The organism is Leclercia sp. UBA1284, assembly GCF_002308415.1.
GTDB classification, from domain to species: domain Bacteria; phylum Pseudomonadota; class Gammaproteobacteria; order Enterobacterales; family Enterobacteriaceae; genus Enterobacter; species Enterobacter pneumoniae.
Window position 1 is genome coordinate 730,420 of sequence record NZ_DBUS01000006.1, and the last position, 14,566, is coordinate 744,985.

Here is a 14,566-nt window from a genome sequence, read left to right on the forward strand (position 1 = left end):
GAGCCAGAATGTGTGAACATCACCATGCCGACAGGCACATTTTATGCTCACAGTGTGACCTGCTCGTGGCGCTCCCGGCGCTTGAGCATGGTCATAAAGCGGCATGCCCCCGCTGCGGGACAACGCTGACAACCGAGTGGGACGCACCGCGCCAGCGTCCCACCGCGTATGCGTTTGCAGCCCTGTTTATGCTGCTGCTCTCTAACCTGTTCCCGTTCATCTATATGAAGGTCGGGGGTATCACCAGCGAAGTCGAACTGCTGGAGATCCCCCGCGTTATGTTCAGCGAAGATTATGCCAGCCTCGGCACCTTCTTCTTGTTGTTCGTTCAACTGGTGCCGGCGTTCTGTCTGGTGGTCATTTTGCTGCTGGTAAATCGCGTCAAAATGCCCCTGAGCGTAAAGATTTTGCTGGCGCGGATCCTCTTCCAGCTGAAAAGCTGGGGAATGGCTGAAATTTTCCTCGCCGGGGTGCTGGTCAGTTTCGTGAAGCTCATGGCTTACGGTGATGTGGGGGTCGGCAGCAGCTTTATTCCCTGGTGTCTGTACTGTGTACTGCAGTTGCGCGCTTTCCAGTGCGTGGATCGCCGCTGGGCATGGGACGATATCGCTCCTGCGCCAGCCCTCCCGCATGCGCCGCAGGTGGGCGTTCCCGGAATTCGCCAGGGTCTGCGCTCATGCCCTTGCTGTACGGCGATTTTACCGGCCGATCAGCGAGTCTGCCCGCGTTGTGGCACTAAAGGGCATGTCCGGCGCAAAAACAGCATTCAGTGGACGCTGGCGCTGCTCTTTACCTCCATCATGCTCTATCTCCCTGCCAATATTCTGCCGATCATGATTACCGATCTGCTTGGCGACAAGATGCCCTCGACCATTATGGCCGGGGTTGTTCTGCTGTGGGGGGAGGGGTCGTATCCCGTGGCGCTGGTTATTTTTATTGCCAGTATTATGGTGCCGACCCTGAAGATGATTGCGATTGGCTGGCTCTGCTGGGATGCAAATGGGCACGGACAACGTGATAGCGAACGGATGCACCTGATTTATGAAGTCGTCGAGTTTGTCGGCCGGTGGTCCATGATAGACGTGTTTGTCATTGCAGTTTTATCGGCGTTGGTGCGCATAGGGGGATTGATGAATATCTATCCCGCTCTGGGAGCGCTGATGTTTGCATTGGTCGTGATTATGACCATGTTTGCGGCCCTGACCTTCGACCCTCGTTTATCGTGGGATCGTGAGCCAGAGCCAGACCATGAGGATAATAAAAAGCATGGATAACAAAAGTGGAGAGGCGAAAGTGCAGAAGGTTAAACACTGGTCGCCGGTCTGGATCTTCCCTATCGTGACTGCGCTAATCGGTGCCTGGATCCTGTTTTATCATTACAGCCACCAGGGACCGGAAGTCACCCTTATTACCACTAACGCAGAGGGCATTGAGGGGGGTAAAACCACCATTAAAAGCCGTAGCGTAAACGTGGGCGTAGTGGAAAGTGCGACGCTGACCGACGATTTGACCCATGTCGAAATTAAAGCGCGCCTGAATGCCGGTATGGAAAAGGTGCTTCAGGGCGACTCCGTTTTTTGGGTCGTTAAGCCGCAGGTTGGCCGCGAGGGCATTAGCGGCCTGGGGACACTGCTTTCCGGGGCCTATATTGAGCTGCAGCCGGGAACCAAAGGCGGGCAAAAAAATGAGTATCAGCTTCTGGATTCTCCGCCCCTTGCGCCACCTGATGCCAAGGGTATCCGCGTCATTCTCGACAGCAATAAAGCCGGGCAGCTGAGTCCGGGCGACCCGGTGCTGTTCCGGGGCTATCGCGTCGGTTCGGTCGAAACCAGCACCTTCGATACCCAAAAACGCACCATAAGCTATCAACTGTTTATCAATGCGCCAAACGATCGTCTGGTGACCAGTAATGTGCGTTTCTGGAAGGATAGCGGTATCGCCGTCGATTTGACCTCGGCCGGTATGCGGGTTGAAATGGGCTCGCTCACCACGCTGTTTGGCGGCGGCGTCAGCTTTGATGTGCCGGAAGGACAAGAGCTGGGTCAGCCTGTTGCAGAGAAAAGTGCCTTCAAGCTGTTCGACGATCAGAAATCGATACAGGATGCGCTCTACACCGATCACATCGATTATCTGATGTTCTTCAAAGACTCTGTCCGCGGTCTGCAGCCGGGCGCGCCGGTAGAATTCCGGGGTATCCGCCTGGGTACGGTTGGTCAGGTTCCCTTCTTTGTACCGGGACTGAAACAGGTGCTGGATGACGACTACCGTATTCCGGTGCTCATCCGCATTGAGCCGGAACGTCTGATCAACCAGATAGGTGAAGATCAGGATATCGGGACGCATATTACCGAGCTGATGAACCGTGGTCTGCGCGGCTCGCTGAAGACCGGTAATCTGGTGACCGGCGCGCTCTATGTAGATATGGATTTCTATCCGAAAGCGCCAGCCATTACCGGAATGCGGGAGTTTGGCGGGTATAAAATCATCCCAACCATGAGCAGCGGGCTGGCGCAGATCCAGCAGCGCCTGATGGATACGCTGGATAAGATTAACAATCTGCCGTTGAACCCGATGCTTGAAGCGGCCACGCATTCTCTGAATGAGAGCCAGGCCACGATGCGTCGTCTACAGACCACGCTGGATAATCTGAATAAGCTCACTGCCAGCCAGTCGATGCAGCAGCTGCCTCAGGATATGCAGAAAACGCTGCGCGAGCTAAATCGCAGCATGCAGGGCTTCCAGCCAGGCTCCGCCGCGTATAACAAGATGGTGGCGGATATGCAGCGCCTCGATCAGGTATTGCGTGAACTCCAGCCGGTGCTAAAGACGTTGAATACGAAGAGCAACGCGCTGGTCTTTGAAGCGAAAGATCAAAAGGACCCTGAGCCGAAGGGGGCTAAATAATGAAAAAATGGTTATTGATCGCCGCAGCAGCAGTGCTGACTGCCTGTAGCTCGGGTAGCGACAACAAGAGCTATTACCAGTTGCCGCTGGCTAGCCAAACGGGAGGCAACAGCATGGCCAGCCAGGGTAACCGCTTACTTTGGGTAGAACAGGTCGCGGTGCCGGATTATCTGGCAGGTAATGGCGTGGTTTATCAAACCAGCGATGTTAAGTATGTCATCGCAACGAATAATCTGTGGGCAAGCCCGCTTGATCAGCAGTTGCGCAATTCGCTGGTGGCGAACCTCAGCAGCCAGTTACCTGGCTGGGTTGTTGCTTCGCAGCCTCTGGGTAGCGATCAGGATACGCTTAACGTCAATGTGACCGGTTTTCACGGGCGCTATGACGGGCGCGTGATTATCAGTGGCGAATGGCTGGTTAACCATCAGGGACAGCTAATTAAACGTCCTTTCCATCTGGAGCTGAAACAGCAGAACGATGGCTACGAAGAGATGGTGAAGGTGCTGGGGCAGGGCTGGGCGCAGGAAGCCAAAAGCATCGCCAGTGAGATTTCACGCTTGCCATAAGTAAAATTCATTATCCAAAACCGCAATCTGCCTCTCGCTGATTGCGGTTTTTTTTTGATGGTATCTCAGTCTGTTACTTGTGCCGCATCACAGATTTTGTACAAACGAACTTCCGTATAGTTCACATTTATGACACTGGCGTGAATTTTGCGCATTGACGCTGGGCTTTATTCGCGGTATTCGTTAGATGTGATTGCACATTTAGTAATCACTGTTTTCTTTTCCACCAGATCAAATAATGAGGGAAACGAGGCATGAAGAGACAGAAACGAGATCGCCTTGAAAGGGCTCATCAACGTGGTTATCAGGCTGGCATCGCCGGACGTTCTAAAGAAATGTGTCCCTATCAGACCTTAAATCAAAGGTCGCAATGGTTAGGGGGCTGGCGAGAAGCCATCGGAGACAGGGCAGTACTTGCTTGATAGCGTCTCTTTAAAAAAGAAACCTCCGCATTGCGGAGGTTTCGCCTTTAACGCCTTCAGTCAGCAATCAGAAAGCTGACGTATCCTGGAACAGGCCGACCTTCAGGTCGGTTGCGCTGTAAATCAGACGACCGTCTACCAGCACTTCACCATCTGCCAGGCCCATGATCAGACGACGGTTCACAACGCGTTTGAAGTGAATACGGTAGGTCACTTTCTTCGCAGTTGGCAGAACCTGACCGGTGAATTTTACTTCGCCCACGCCCAGCGCGCGGCCTTTACCTTCGCCACCCAGCCAGCCGAGGTAGAAACCAACCAGCTGCCACATCGCGTCGAGGCCCAGGCAGCCTGGCATTACCGGGTCGCCAATAAAGTGGCAACCGAAGAACCACATGTCCGGGTTGATATCGAGTTCTGCTTCTACGTAACCCTTATCGAAGTTGCCGCCGGTTTCCGTCATCTTCACGACACGGTCCATCATCAGCATGTTCGGGGCCGGTAACTGTGGGCCTTTCGCGCCAAACAGTTCACCGCGACCAGAGGCAAGAAGATCTTCTTTTGTATAGGATTCGCGTTTATCTACCATGTTCTCAGTAAGCCTTATTTTAGTGAAGGACGCAGGATAGCTAACACGTGTACGCTGAACAAGTCCGATCAGTTTGGACTAAACCATCCCAACCAGCGCAGCGGCCACGGATAACGATGACGAGACTCCTGCTGAGTCGCCTGGGCGATGCGTTCCTGAATGGTCTGCATGAGCGTTGTCTGACCCTCGCCATCCCATATCAGGTTTGTGAGTAAGGGTAGCGCATCCGCAATATCTTCAATCGCCCAGAGGGAGAATTGTTCCTCTTCTACTGCCTTCAACACATCCTGGCTGAGGCTCAGGTGACGCACGTTTGCCAGCGGAATGATCACACCCTGTTTGCCGTTCAGACCACGCTGCTGGCAAACCGTGAAGAAGCCTTCAATCTTCTCATTGAGGCCGCCTACCGGTTGGGCACGACCAAACTGATCCACTGAGCCGGTTATGGCGATACTCTGGTTAACTGGCACGTCGGCCAGCGCGCTAATCAGGGCACACAGCTCGGCCATGGAGGCGCTATCGCCATCTACTTCGCTATACGATTGTTCAAATGTCAGCGAGGCAGTGAAGGGGATCTGCTGCTCAAGCTGTAGCTCTGACATCAGATAGGCCTGCATGATCATCATGCCTTTAGCATGAATATTACCGCCCAGTTCCGCTTTGCGTTCGATGTCGATAAATTCGCCATCGCCAATATGCACAACGCAGCTGATGCGCGAAGGTTCGCCAAAGGCGCGCGGATGGCCCGGGAATTCAATCACCGACAGGGCATTGATCTGCCCGACACGTTCACCTTCCGTTTCGACCAGGATCTGATCAAGCAGGATTTCATCCTGCATCCGGTCAGCAAGATACCCTTCACGCCATTGGCGTTGCAAAAGCATCTGGCTCAATTGCTCGCCAGTGAAGAAGGCATCCGGCGTTAATGCGGCCACTTCACGGAGTTGCTTACCCAGCCACAGAGGGCAGAGCGGCAAGGTCTCTTGATCGCCTGTGTAACGGACGGCTTCACGAATCAGCACTGGCCAGGCATCAGGGGCAGGGACAGGTAGACCAGCACTTTCGGCCAGGGCGTTTACCCATAAACACCATTGCTGCATCTCTTCTGCATCAGCAATCTGAATGTTGTCTTCAAATTCGCTGTAAATGGCCTGATCGGCCAACTCCGGTTCCATCTCCTGGAAATCGGCCAGTGCTTCGCGATCACCCACCAGGACCACTTTTAATGACAGTGGCATAGAAGGAACGGAGACCGGAAGTGGACGAGACTCGTCAAAACCGACCCAATCAAAGCGCTGCTGACTCGCGATATTCTTTAAGCGCATCCACAAGAGCGGCTGGGCCTGCAGGGTACGCAGGGAGATGAGCAAGACACCGCCATTGGCCTGGTGCACCAGACCCGGCTGGAGGCTGACCTCACCATTAAACTGACGCAAGCAGCCAAAAAGCTGTTCAGCCTCTACCCAACCGGCCGTTGTAACACCGCCAGTGACCGCAAAACGGCCATCTGCAATCTCAGTGGGGGTAAAGGTGATAGTCGTGCCGTTGACGCAATACGTACCGCCAGAGACGGCGTCATTCTCCGGCAACAACTGCCGCATGGCGTCCGCCAGCAGGTTGAGATACTCCGCTTCATCCGGTGCTTTCAGCAACATAAAAGGCGACGTTGCCCAGGGGCTTAACGCCTGCTCCATTGCGTAATGCAAACGTGGCTGCGTGTCGCTTAATGCGGATTCGTCTTCTTTCGCGAGGTCGGGCTGTGCAAACAGTTCTTGATAGCTATCGGTATCCGGAACCAGGTCACGCCATGCTAATTTCGTAATCGTCAAAGTTGATGTTTTTTAGTCAGATGTAAAACGATGGATTATACCGTAAGGCTCAGGCTCTGCCCACGAAGGAATAGGAGTTTCACGCGGTGAATCTCATCTGGCGGTCACAGGCGTTGATTTCTTTTCAGCAGATTGGCAAAAAACTGATATTCTGGACAGAGTTACACGGTCACATTGGGATCGCAATGAAATATCAACAACTGGAAAATCTCGAAAGCGGCTGGAAATGGAAGTACCTGGTCAAAAAACACCGCGAAGGAGAATTGATAACTTGCTACCTTGAAGCCAGTGCGGCGAAAGAAGCGGTAGATTTATTGTTGACCCTCGAGAATGACCCCGTTCGGGTTAACGGCTGGATTGAACGCCATATCAACCCCACGCTGCTGAACCGCATGAAGCAGACTATCCGCGCGCGGCGTAAACGGCATTTTAATGCTGAACACCAGCATACCCGTAAGAAGTCGATCGATCTGGAATTTTTAGTCTGGCAGCGTCTGGCGGGGCTGGCTCAACGTCGTGGGAAAACCCTGTCTGAGACCATTGTTCAGCTGATTGAAGATGCTGAACATAAAGAAAAATACGCCAGCAAGATGTCGACGCTGAAGACCGATCTGCAGGCATTGCTGGGCAAAAAATAGCGTTAGCTTTTTCGCAGGCAATAAAAAACCCCGCAGAGCGGGGTTTTTTTATAAGACGATAACTTATGCCGCAGGCTGAGTTACAACGTCTTTGATGCCTTTAACTTCGATCTCTACGCGACGATCTGGTGCCAGGCAGTCGATCAGCGCTGCACGTGCTTTCACGTTGTCGCAGGTGCTGCCGGTAACTGGGTTAGATTCGCCCATACCACGTGCGGAGATCTTGTTGCTTGGGATACCTTTAGAGATCAGGTAATCAACAACAGACTGAGCACGTTTCTCGGACAGACCCTGGTTGTAAGCGTCAGAACCGATGCGGTCAGTGAAGCCCAGAACCACTACGGAACCGTCTTTCGGATCCAGGTTGCTCAGCTGGCTGTACATCTGATCCAGAGCCTGCTGGCCTTCTGGTTTCAGAGTTGCTTTGTTGAAGTTGAACAGAACGTCAGACTTCAGAGTGAAGTGCTTGGTCTGTACTTCTGGAGCTGGAGCCGGTGCTGGAGCTACGATTGGCGCAGCTTCTTCCTGCTGGCCGAAGCGGTAGGAAACACCTACGCTCAGCAGGCCGTTGTCTGGACGGGTACCAACGGTGTTTGCATCACCGATGTTGTTGGTCCACTGGTATTCCAGACGGGTAGCGATGTCACGGGTCATTGCCCATTCCAGGCCGCCAGCGAATACTGGGGAAACGCCAGTGTCGTGGTCTTTGAAGGAAGCGCCGCCAGGAACGTTAGCTTTAGCATCTGCACGCCAAACCATACCACCCAGACGGGTATAAACGTCCAGATCGTCAGTGATTGGGTAACCCAGTTTAGCGGTCAGCTGAACGCCCTGAGCCTTGAATGCGCCGTTGATGTTGTCGCCTTTGTATGGCATACGACCTAACCAGTCGTAACCCATTTCAAAGCCAACATACGGGTTAACCTGGTAACCACCGAATGCACCAGCGCCCAGCTGGTTTTCGTGGGTTGGACCATTGTTGTTGATAAAACCAGTATCGTGGAACTGAGACCAGCCCAGTTTAGCACCAGTATACCAGGTGTTATCTTTCGGAGCGGCCTGCGCTACGGTAGCGAAGCCAGCCAGTGCCACTGCAATCGCGATAGCTGTCTTTTTCATTTTTTGCGCCTCGTTATCATCCAAAAATCGCCATGAGAATCTCAATGAGAGTTCACGGTTAAATCCTTCACCGGGGGGCGGGGACAATAGAGTAACTCTACCGATATCTTCGGCTTAGGCCGAGCACCCCTGGCGATGTAAAGTCTACAACGTAGTTGGAAACTTACAAGTGTGAACTCCGTCAGGCATATGAAAAAAAAAGTTTTGTATACACAATATTTAACATAAATTGTGGTTATTCATGCCAGACGAAATCAGAGAAACCGCACCAGACAAGACTCTTCGTCGGATTTACACATGGAATTAATGGTGTACAAGTGGCGCAAAAAAAATTCCAGGAAAACTCTTATTTTTACTTAATGATACAAATTCGAGTGAATTTTTAGCCCAGAAAAGTGTCCCTTGCCCTGGGGACCAACCTGAACCGGACGCATTATAAAGCCCAGCGCGTTTCCTTCTTCAGCCGCTTCAGCGAGCAAATATTGCTCATCATCCGATAACGCTTCAGTAAACCAGCCAATAACCACACTGTAATTACCGGTGCGCAATGCTCTGGCCATGGATTCAACAGTATGGCAAGGCGCAAGCTGACTAACCTGCATAACTTTAGTCAAAGGCAGACCCGCTGACTGCACCCACTGGCGACTTAATTTCTGATTAGGCGTGAGCCACAACTGCCAGCGAGACTGCTGCCCCAGTTGCTGTAAAAGCGGCAGCAGCAGGAGTTGGGTCATCATGGGCTGGTCTTCACGGTAGAGCACTTCACTAATCAGCCCGGTGGAGGGACGCGCAGAAGAAGTCATTGCGCTATTGCCTGCAGTTGAAGTGAAAGATGTTGTGCGATTTGAATAGCCTGAAGAGTACATAATCAATCCAGCCCTGTAGTTACTGTATGGATATACAGTAACCCCTGTGCGACTAAAGATCAACCTCATTTTCTGAAAGCGTCTCGCAAAATTCACTCGTTGTTGCTGCCTCTTTCAAAATCATCTTGCCCATCGCCCGCAACTTACCTATTTTTTGACTAACGGATCCGTTAATAAAAACTTCATTTGTTACTTCATGATTTAAAAGGAATTATTATGAAAAAGATATCCTATGAACGGATCTATCAATCTGAAAAATACCTGTCCTCATTGGGAGAAGTAGAGCATCGCGCGTTGTTTGGCGGGTACGCACTGGCCGTAGACAATACGGTGTTCGCCATGGTTTCAGCAGGCGAGTTGTACCTGCGGGCCTGCGAAGAAAGCGCCTCCTATTTCGTCAAACAGGGCGCCTCATTCTTAACGCTGTTAAAACGTGGGCGGCCCGTCTTACTAAACTATTATCGGGTGGATGAGACCCTCTGGCAGGATCAAGAGCGACTGCTACGGCTCTCGTCGTTTGCGCTCGAAGCCGCCCGCCGGGAACGCTGTAAACGCTTTAAACAGGACCGCCTGAAAGATCTCCCCAACCTGACCTTCCAACTCGAACTGCTTCTGTGCGAAGCCGGAATTCCAAACGAAGAGGCGTTACGCACACTCGGCGCTGAGGCATGCTGGTTGAGGATCAAGCGGTTGAATAAGCATCTTAGTTACAAAGTGCTGTTTGCACTGGAAGGGGCGATCCAGGGGCTACATGAAGCGGCTCTCCCGGCAATACGACGCCGGGAGCTGATTGAGTGGTATAAAACATTGCCAGCGCAATAACGCTACTCTGGCAAGTGAGCAACCTGTTGTTGTAGTCGACAAATTTCTGGCAGCAACGCAATAAGCAGACCGATCTGTTGTAGAACCAGTGGCGCTTTGCTCTCCGTGCCAGGTTCAAGATGCGATATACGTTGCGCCAGTTCATTTAATGCTTGCTCTACCCGCGGCTCATCCGCCGGGCGCTGATGCAGTGCATCATCCACATAGCAGACAGCATCATCCAGCAGATCCAGTATCGCTGGGTTCGTGAGCCGCTCACGGTGCGCGCCCAGTGCAGATATATAGCTGGTGAAGGTGTGATTCAGGCACAACAGCCGGAAAGCCACCTCGCGGATCTCCGCCGTGGCGCGTGGCTCCCGCGTCATATTTGAAACCACCGAGGCCAGTTCGGCATCGCGATTATGCGCATCCCGCCGGGCAATACGATAAGCCAGGCGGTTATCGCGCCCCTGGTGGTACTGTTCGAGGATCGCGTCCAGGTAACGACAGTTGGCATTGACCGCCTGAGCCAGTACCCGCGGTAAGTTGCGAAACCGCCAGTCGGGCCAGATAAAACTCACTGCTGCCCAGGCGATAGCGCAGCCTATCAGGGTATCGATCACTCTTGGTAATGCCACTTCGAACCCTTCACCAAGGAGATTAAAGCAGAGCAAAACCAGCAAGGTTATAAACATGGTGGCATGCGCGTATTGCACATTACGGAAGGCAAAGAACAACACCCCGGTAATAACAATCAGAATCAGCTGTCCTTCCACTGAGGGGACGAAATAGAGGATCGGCAGGCCCAGCGCCACCCCGGCGAGGGTGCCAAGAATACGCAGCGCCAAACGGTGTCGGGTGGCATTGTAGTTAGGCTGGCAAACAAACAGGCTGGTCAACAGGATCCAGTAACCATGATGCATCCCGGTAATCTGGATAAAGGCATAACCCACACATAACACCACCGACATCCGCACGGCATGACGGAACAGCGCCGATTCAGGCGAGAAGTGGCGGCTTAGGCGCAGCCAGATATCACTGAAACCATGCATACTGTCGTCTGCCAGCTGGTTTTCCGCCTCATTGCCGGGCTGCGCCAGGGCCTGTTCGGATTCGATGGAGGCGAGCTGGGCATCAATCGCCCGCAGGTTATTAAGCAGGAAACCGAGGGCTTTCATCTGCTCGGCCGAGGTACCGCTGGCCTGCACGCGATCGAGCGCCGCATCCAGATGGCTAAAGGCTCGCTCGAAACGGGGATCATGCTGGTAAGGCGTGCGCAATAAAATAGAGCGAGAGAGCTGCTGACAGGCTTGCGACTGCATCGACAGCAGACGCTGAAAACGGAACATGACATCGCTATAACGAAATTTCTCGCGCAGGGCCGAGTATTGAACGTGAGAGGAACTGGCGCGCTCATGAATATCCTGCGCCACAAAATAGTAATGCAGGGTACGGCGGGTGCCACGCTGACCGCGGTCGCCGCGTAAGCGGGTAAGGAGCGAGGCTTTCGTCTGGTTTAGCGTTGTCACCAGTTGGCCATTCGCCAGCGCCACATCGTAAAGGGGAGCCTGGCTTTCATCTTCAATGTCCGGATCGAAAAGCCGTGATTTAAGTTCCAGATAGTGGGCCAGCTGTTCATAGCTGCGCGCCAGGTTGTCCTGCAGCGGGCGAATGGGGAAGATCAGATGACCCGCAAGGGTTAACAAGTTATACCAGATAGCGCCAATGAGCAGCAGCACCGGCTGTTGATACCACTGGTCGTAAAGCGATACGCCCAGCATGGTGTAAATGGCTATCAGCAACGCGCCGAACGCGATAGTGGCATAGCGCTGGCCCAGGCCACCCAGCAAGATAAAGCAGCTTGTCGAGAGCAGTAGTCCTAATGCAAAGAGCCAGGGCCAGGGGAAGAGCAGCTCCACGGAGGCCGAGGCGATAAAAAAGCAGATTAAGGTAATAACCAGGTTACGCAGTCGTCCGGCGAGGCGATCGTCAAGATCGGCCAGGGCGCCAGCAACCACCCCCAGCGTCAGGGGGATGGTCAGCTTTACCTCGCCCAGCCACCAGGGCAGGGCGGTGCTGCCGCAAAGGGCGATGAAGATCCTGACGTTATAAAGCCAGGCGCTGTTCCATGTATAGCGACGTAGCAGTGGGCTGAGCATGCGCGCAGGTAATCCTTATGACTGAAATCGACGACGGGCGCTATTTTCACGGGCGGCACGGGCGACCTCCACCGGGACCACTCTACGTCCGACCGGCCACAGGGCGATAGCGGCAATCTTAAAATTGGCGATACCAACCGGGATACCAATAATAGAAATACACTGAGCAATGCCCGCCGCAATGTGCATCAGGCACAGCCACCAACCGAAAAAGATCAGCCAGAGAATATTAAGCAGCGTACCGCCGGTGTTCATGATTGCGCTCTTCCCGTCCGGGTTTAACTCATCGACGTGAACGGCTTCGTTACCATAAGGGAAAAGCGAAAGACGGGTGATTTCCCAGCATGATCGCGTTAGCGGCAGGGTGAAAATCAGGACGATACTCACCAGGGTTGCCAGCAGCCAGGAGAGGGTGGTGGCAAAACCACCCAACACAAAATTCAAAATATTCAAAACGGTACGCATAATCCCTCAATTCCTTCCGGTTTGTTCACAGCCTGATGATTGTAACGTTTTTTTGCGCTGGAGCACCTTAAAACTGGCAGTTACACTATCAGGCAACTATCACCCCGTGGATCAGGCTGGACATGGAACTGAAAGCAACTTCGTTAGGCAAGCGCCTGGCACAACATCCCTATGACAGGGTTGTCCTGCTCAACGCAGGCGTTAAGGTTTCAGGCGAGAAGCATGAATATCTCATCCCCTTTAACCAACTGTTGGCTATCCACTGTAAGCGCGGTCTGGTCTGGGGTGAGCTGGAGTTCGTGCTACCGGCGGATAAAGTGGTGCGCCTTCATGGTACCGAGTGGGCTGAGACCCAACGCTTTCATCATCATCTGAATACACTCTGGCAAACGTGGAGTGCTGAGATGAGCGACATCGCGGCACAGGTCTTACAGCAAGTGCTGGCGGAGATCGCAGAGAGCAATGAGCAGAACAGCTGGTTAACCCGCGTCAAGACCCTTGGTCTGCAGCAAAAAATCACCCAGGCGCTGACAGCGCTGCCATTACCTCCCTCCCGGCTGGAGGAGTTTGATAACTGCCGTGACGCGTGGCGGCAGTGTCAGGCGTGGCTGAAAGATATTGACCAGAGCCGTCTGCTGCATAACCAGGCGTGGACGGATACCATGCTGACGCGCTACGCCGATTTTTTTGCCGGGATCGAATCTTCCCCCCTCAACCCGGCGCAGGCGCGGGCAGTGGTCAACGGCGAACACTCGCTATTAGTGCTGGCCGGTGCGGGTAGCGGTAAAACGTCAGTGCTGGTGGCGCGTGCCGGGTGGTTGCTCACCCGCGGCGAAGCGACAGCAGATCAGATCCTGCTGCTGGCCTTTGGTCGTAAAGCCGCGCAGGAGATGGATGAACGGATCGAAGCGCGTCTGCATACGCAGGAGATCACCGCCAGAACTTTCCACGCGCTGGCGCTGCATATTATTCAGCAGGGCAGTAAAAAAGTGCCGGTCGTCAGTAAGCTTGAAAACGACACCCCCGCCCGACAGGCTCTGTTCATCAAGGCCTGGCAACAGCAGTGCAGCGAGAAAAAAGCGCAGGCAAAAGGCTGGCGGCAGTGGCTTGAAGAGGAGCTTAACTGGACCGTCCCGGAAGGGAGTTTCTGGCAGAACGAGAAGCTGGCTCGCCGTCTGGCGCCGCGCTTGGACCGCTGGGTGAGCCTGATGCGTATGCACGGCGGCGCGCAGAGCGAGATGATTGCCGGTGCGCCGGAGGAGATCCGCGATCTCTTCTCGAAGCGGGTGAAGCTAATGGCGCCTCTGTTAAAAGCCTGGAAAACGGCCCTGAAAGAGGAGAATGCCGTGGACTTCTCGGGGCTTATTCATCAGGCGATTCTCATTCTGGAGAAAGGACGCTTTGTGAGTCCCTGGAAACATATTCTTGTGGACGAGTTTCAGGATATCTCGCCTCAGCGCGCGGCGTTGCTGGCGGCGCTGCGGGGGCAAAACAAACACACCTCGCTCTTTGCGGTCGGCGATGACTGGCAGGCCATCTACCGCTTTAGCGGCGCGCAGTTGTCGCTTACTACTGCCTTCCACCACTATTTTGGTGAGGGGGACCGCTGCGATCTGGATACCACCTATCGCTTCAATAACCGAATCGGTGAAATCGCCAACCGCTTTATTCAGCAAAACCCGCATCAGCTGACGAAGCCGTTAAACAGCCTTGCCGCGGGGGATAAAAAAGCGGTCACCCTGTTGGCTGACGATCAGCTCGACGCGCTGCTGGATAAGCTCAGTGGTTATGCCAAACCGGAGGAGCGGATTCTGCTGCTGGCGCGCTACCATCATCTGAAGCCTGCCACGCTGGAAAAGGCCGCGACTCGCTGGCCGAAATTACAGCTCGACTTTATGACTATCCACGCCAGTAAGGGGCAACAGGCGGATTACGTCATTGTGCTGGGATTGCAGGAGGGAAGTGACGCATTCCCGGCCCCTGCCAGGGAGTCGGTCATGGAGCAAGCGCTGCTGCCCGTTCCGGAAGATTTCCCCGATGCCGAAGAGCGGCGGCTATTGTATGTGGCGATAACCCGCGCCCGTCATCGCGTGTGGTTACTCTTTAATAAAGCGCAGCCGTCGTCTTTTGTGGCGGTATTGCGTGACCTGGATGTGCCAGTAGCCAGAAAACCTTGAGATCGTGCCGGGTGGGGGCCACCCGGCAAAGAGC

The 14,566-nt window shown here is 53.8% G+C and carries 13 protein-coding genes; 7 read left to right on the plus strand and 6 right to left on the minus strand.

The window, feature by feature from the left end:
* The first annotated feature begins 8 nt into the window (after positions 1-8).
* The 4 genes from pqiA to rmf all read left to right on the plus strand — a co-directional run bounded on the left by pqiA (position 9) and on the right by rmf (position 3,892).
* Positions 9-1,274 (plus strand): membrane integrity-associated transporter subunit PqiA, encoded by a 1,266-nt coding sequence (gene pqiA, locus B3511_RS06625; RefSeq protein WP_233803895.1) that lies wholly within the window; start codon positions 9-11, stop codon positions 1,272-1,274.
* Positions 1,267-2,904 (plus strand): intermembrane transport protein PqiB, encoded by a 1,638-nt coding sequence (gene pqiB, locus B3511_RS06630; protein ID WP_046886671.1) that lies wholly within the window; start codon positions 1,267-1,269, stop codon positions 2,902-2,904. Before pqiA ends, pqiB begins: the two co-directional genes overlap by 8 nt.
* The gene (gene pqiC / locus B3511_RS06635; RefSeq protein ID WP_040076290.1) at positions 2,904-3,470 is read left to right on the plus strand and encodes a membrane integrity-associated transporter subunit PqiC; all 567 of its coding nucleotides are present in this window, start codon (positions 2,904-2,906) and stop codon (positions 3,468-3,470) included. The genes pqiB and pqiC overlap by 1 nt, the downstream gene beginning before the upstream one ends.
* A gap of 254 nt (positions 3,471-3,724) precedes the next feature.
* Entirely contained in the window at positions 3,725-3,892 is a 168-nt protein-coding gene (rmf, locus tag B3511_RS06640; RefSeq protein ID WP_010429337.1) for a ribosome modulation factor, read from the plus strand.
* Positions 3,893-3,959: 67 nt separating this feature from the next.
* On the opposite strand, the gene fabA is transcribed toward rmf, so the two are convergent.
* Together fabA and B3511_RS06650 are read right to left on the minus strand one after the other, a co-directional pair.
* On the minus strand, positions 3,960-4,478 hold the full coding sequence (gene fabA / locus B3511_RS06645) for a bifunctional 3-hydroxydecanoyl-ACP dehydratase/trans-2-decenoyl-ACP isomerase (protein ID WP_040076289.1): 519 nt from the start codon (positions 4,476-4,478) through the stop codon (positions 3,960-3,962).
* 68 nt (positions 4,479-4,546) lie between these two features.
* Entirely contained in the window at positions 4,547-6,307 is a 1,761-nt protein-coding gene (locus tag B3511_RS06650) for a Lon protease family protein (protein ID WP_286777808.1), read from the minus strand.
* A gap of 185 nt (positions 6,308-6,492) precedes the next feature.
* Between B3511_RS06650 and matP the strand changes: the two genes are divergently transcribed.
* Positions 6,493-6,945: a macrodomain Ter protein MatP gene (matP, locus tag B3511_RS06655; RefSeq protein ID WP_040076287.1), complete on the plus strand. Its 453-nt coding sequence runs from the start codon at positions 6,493-6,495 to the stop codon at positions 6,943-6,945.
* A gap of 63 nt (positions 6,946-7,008) precedes the next feature.
* On the opposite strand, the gene ompA is transcribed toward matP, so the two are convergent.
* Together ompA and sulA are read right to left on the minus strand one after the other, a co-directional pair.
* Positions 7,009-8,064: a porin OmpA gene (gene ompA / locus B3511_RS06660; protein WP_046886669.1), complete on the minus strand. Its 1,056-nt coding sequence runs from the start codon at positions 8,062-8,064 to the stop codon at positions 7,009-7,011.
* A 356-nt stretch (positions 8,065-8,420) separates the two neighbouring features.
* Positions 8,421-8,930, minus strand: a complete 510-nt coding sequence (sulA, locus tag B3511_RS06665; protein ID WP_233803889.1) for an SOS-induced cell division inhibitor SulA — start codon at positions 8,928-8,930, stop codon at positions 8,421-8,423.
* Positions 8,931-9,146: 216 nt separating this feature from the next.
* Between sulA and B3511_RS06670 the strand changes: the two genes are divergently transcribed.
* Positions 9,147-9,752: a TfoX/Sxy family DNA transformation protein gene (locus B3511_RS06670; protein WP_207293416.1), complete on the plus strand. Its 606-nt coding sequence runs from the start codon at positions 9,147-9,149 to the stop codon at positions 9,750-9,752.
* Between the two features lie 2 nt (positions 9,753-9,754).
* Here the strand turns inward: B3511_RS06670 and yccS are convergent, their stop codons facing one another.
* Together yccS and B3511_RS06680 are read right to left on the minus strand one after the other, a co-directional pair.
* Complete coding sequence (gene yccS, locus B3511_RS06675) at positions 9,755-11,890, minus strand: YccS family putative transporter (RefSeq protein ID WP_286777809.1); 2,136 nt, start codon at positions 11,888-11,890, stop codon at positions 9,755-9,757.
* Between the two features lie 15 nt (positions 11,891-11,905).
* Positions 11,906-12,355, minus strand: coding sequence for a YccF domain-containing protein (locus B3511_RS06680; RefSeq protein ID WP_040076281.1), 450 nt, complete (start codon positions 12,353-12,355; stop codon positions 11,906-11,908).
* Between the two features lie 122 nt (positions 12,356-12,477).
* On the opposite strand from B3511_RS06680, the gene helD reads away from it, so the two are divergent.
* Positions 12,478-14,532 (plus strand): DNA helicase IV, encoded by a 2,055-nt coding sequence (gene helD, locus B3511_RS06685; RefSeq protein ID WP_286777810.1) that lies wholly within the window; start codon positions 12,478-12,480, stop codon positions 14,530-14,532.
* Positions 14,533-14,566: the final 34 nt, after the last annotated feature.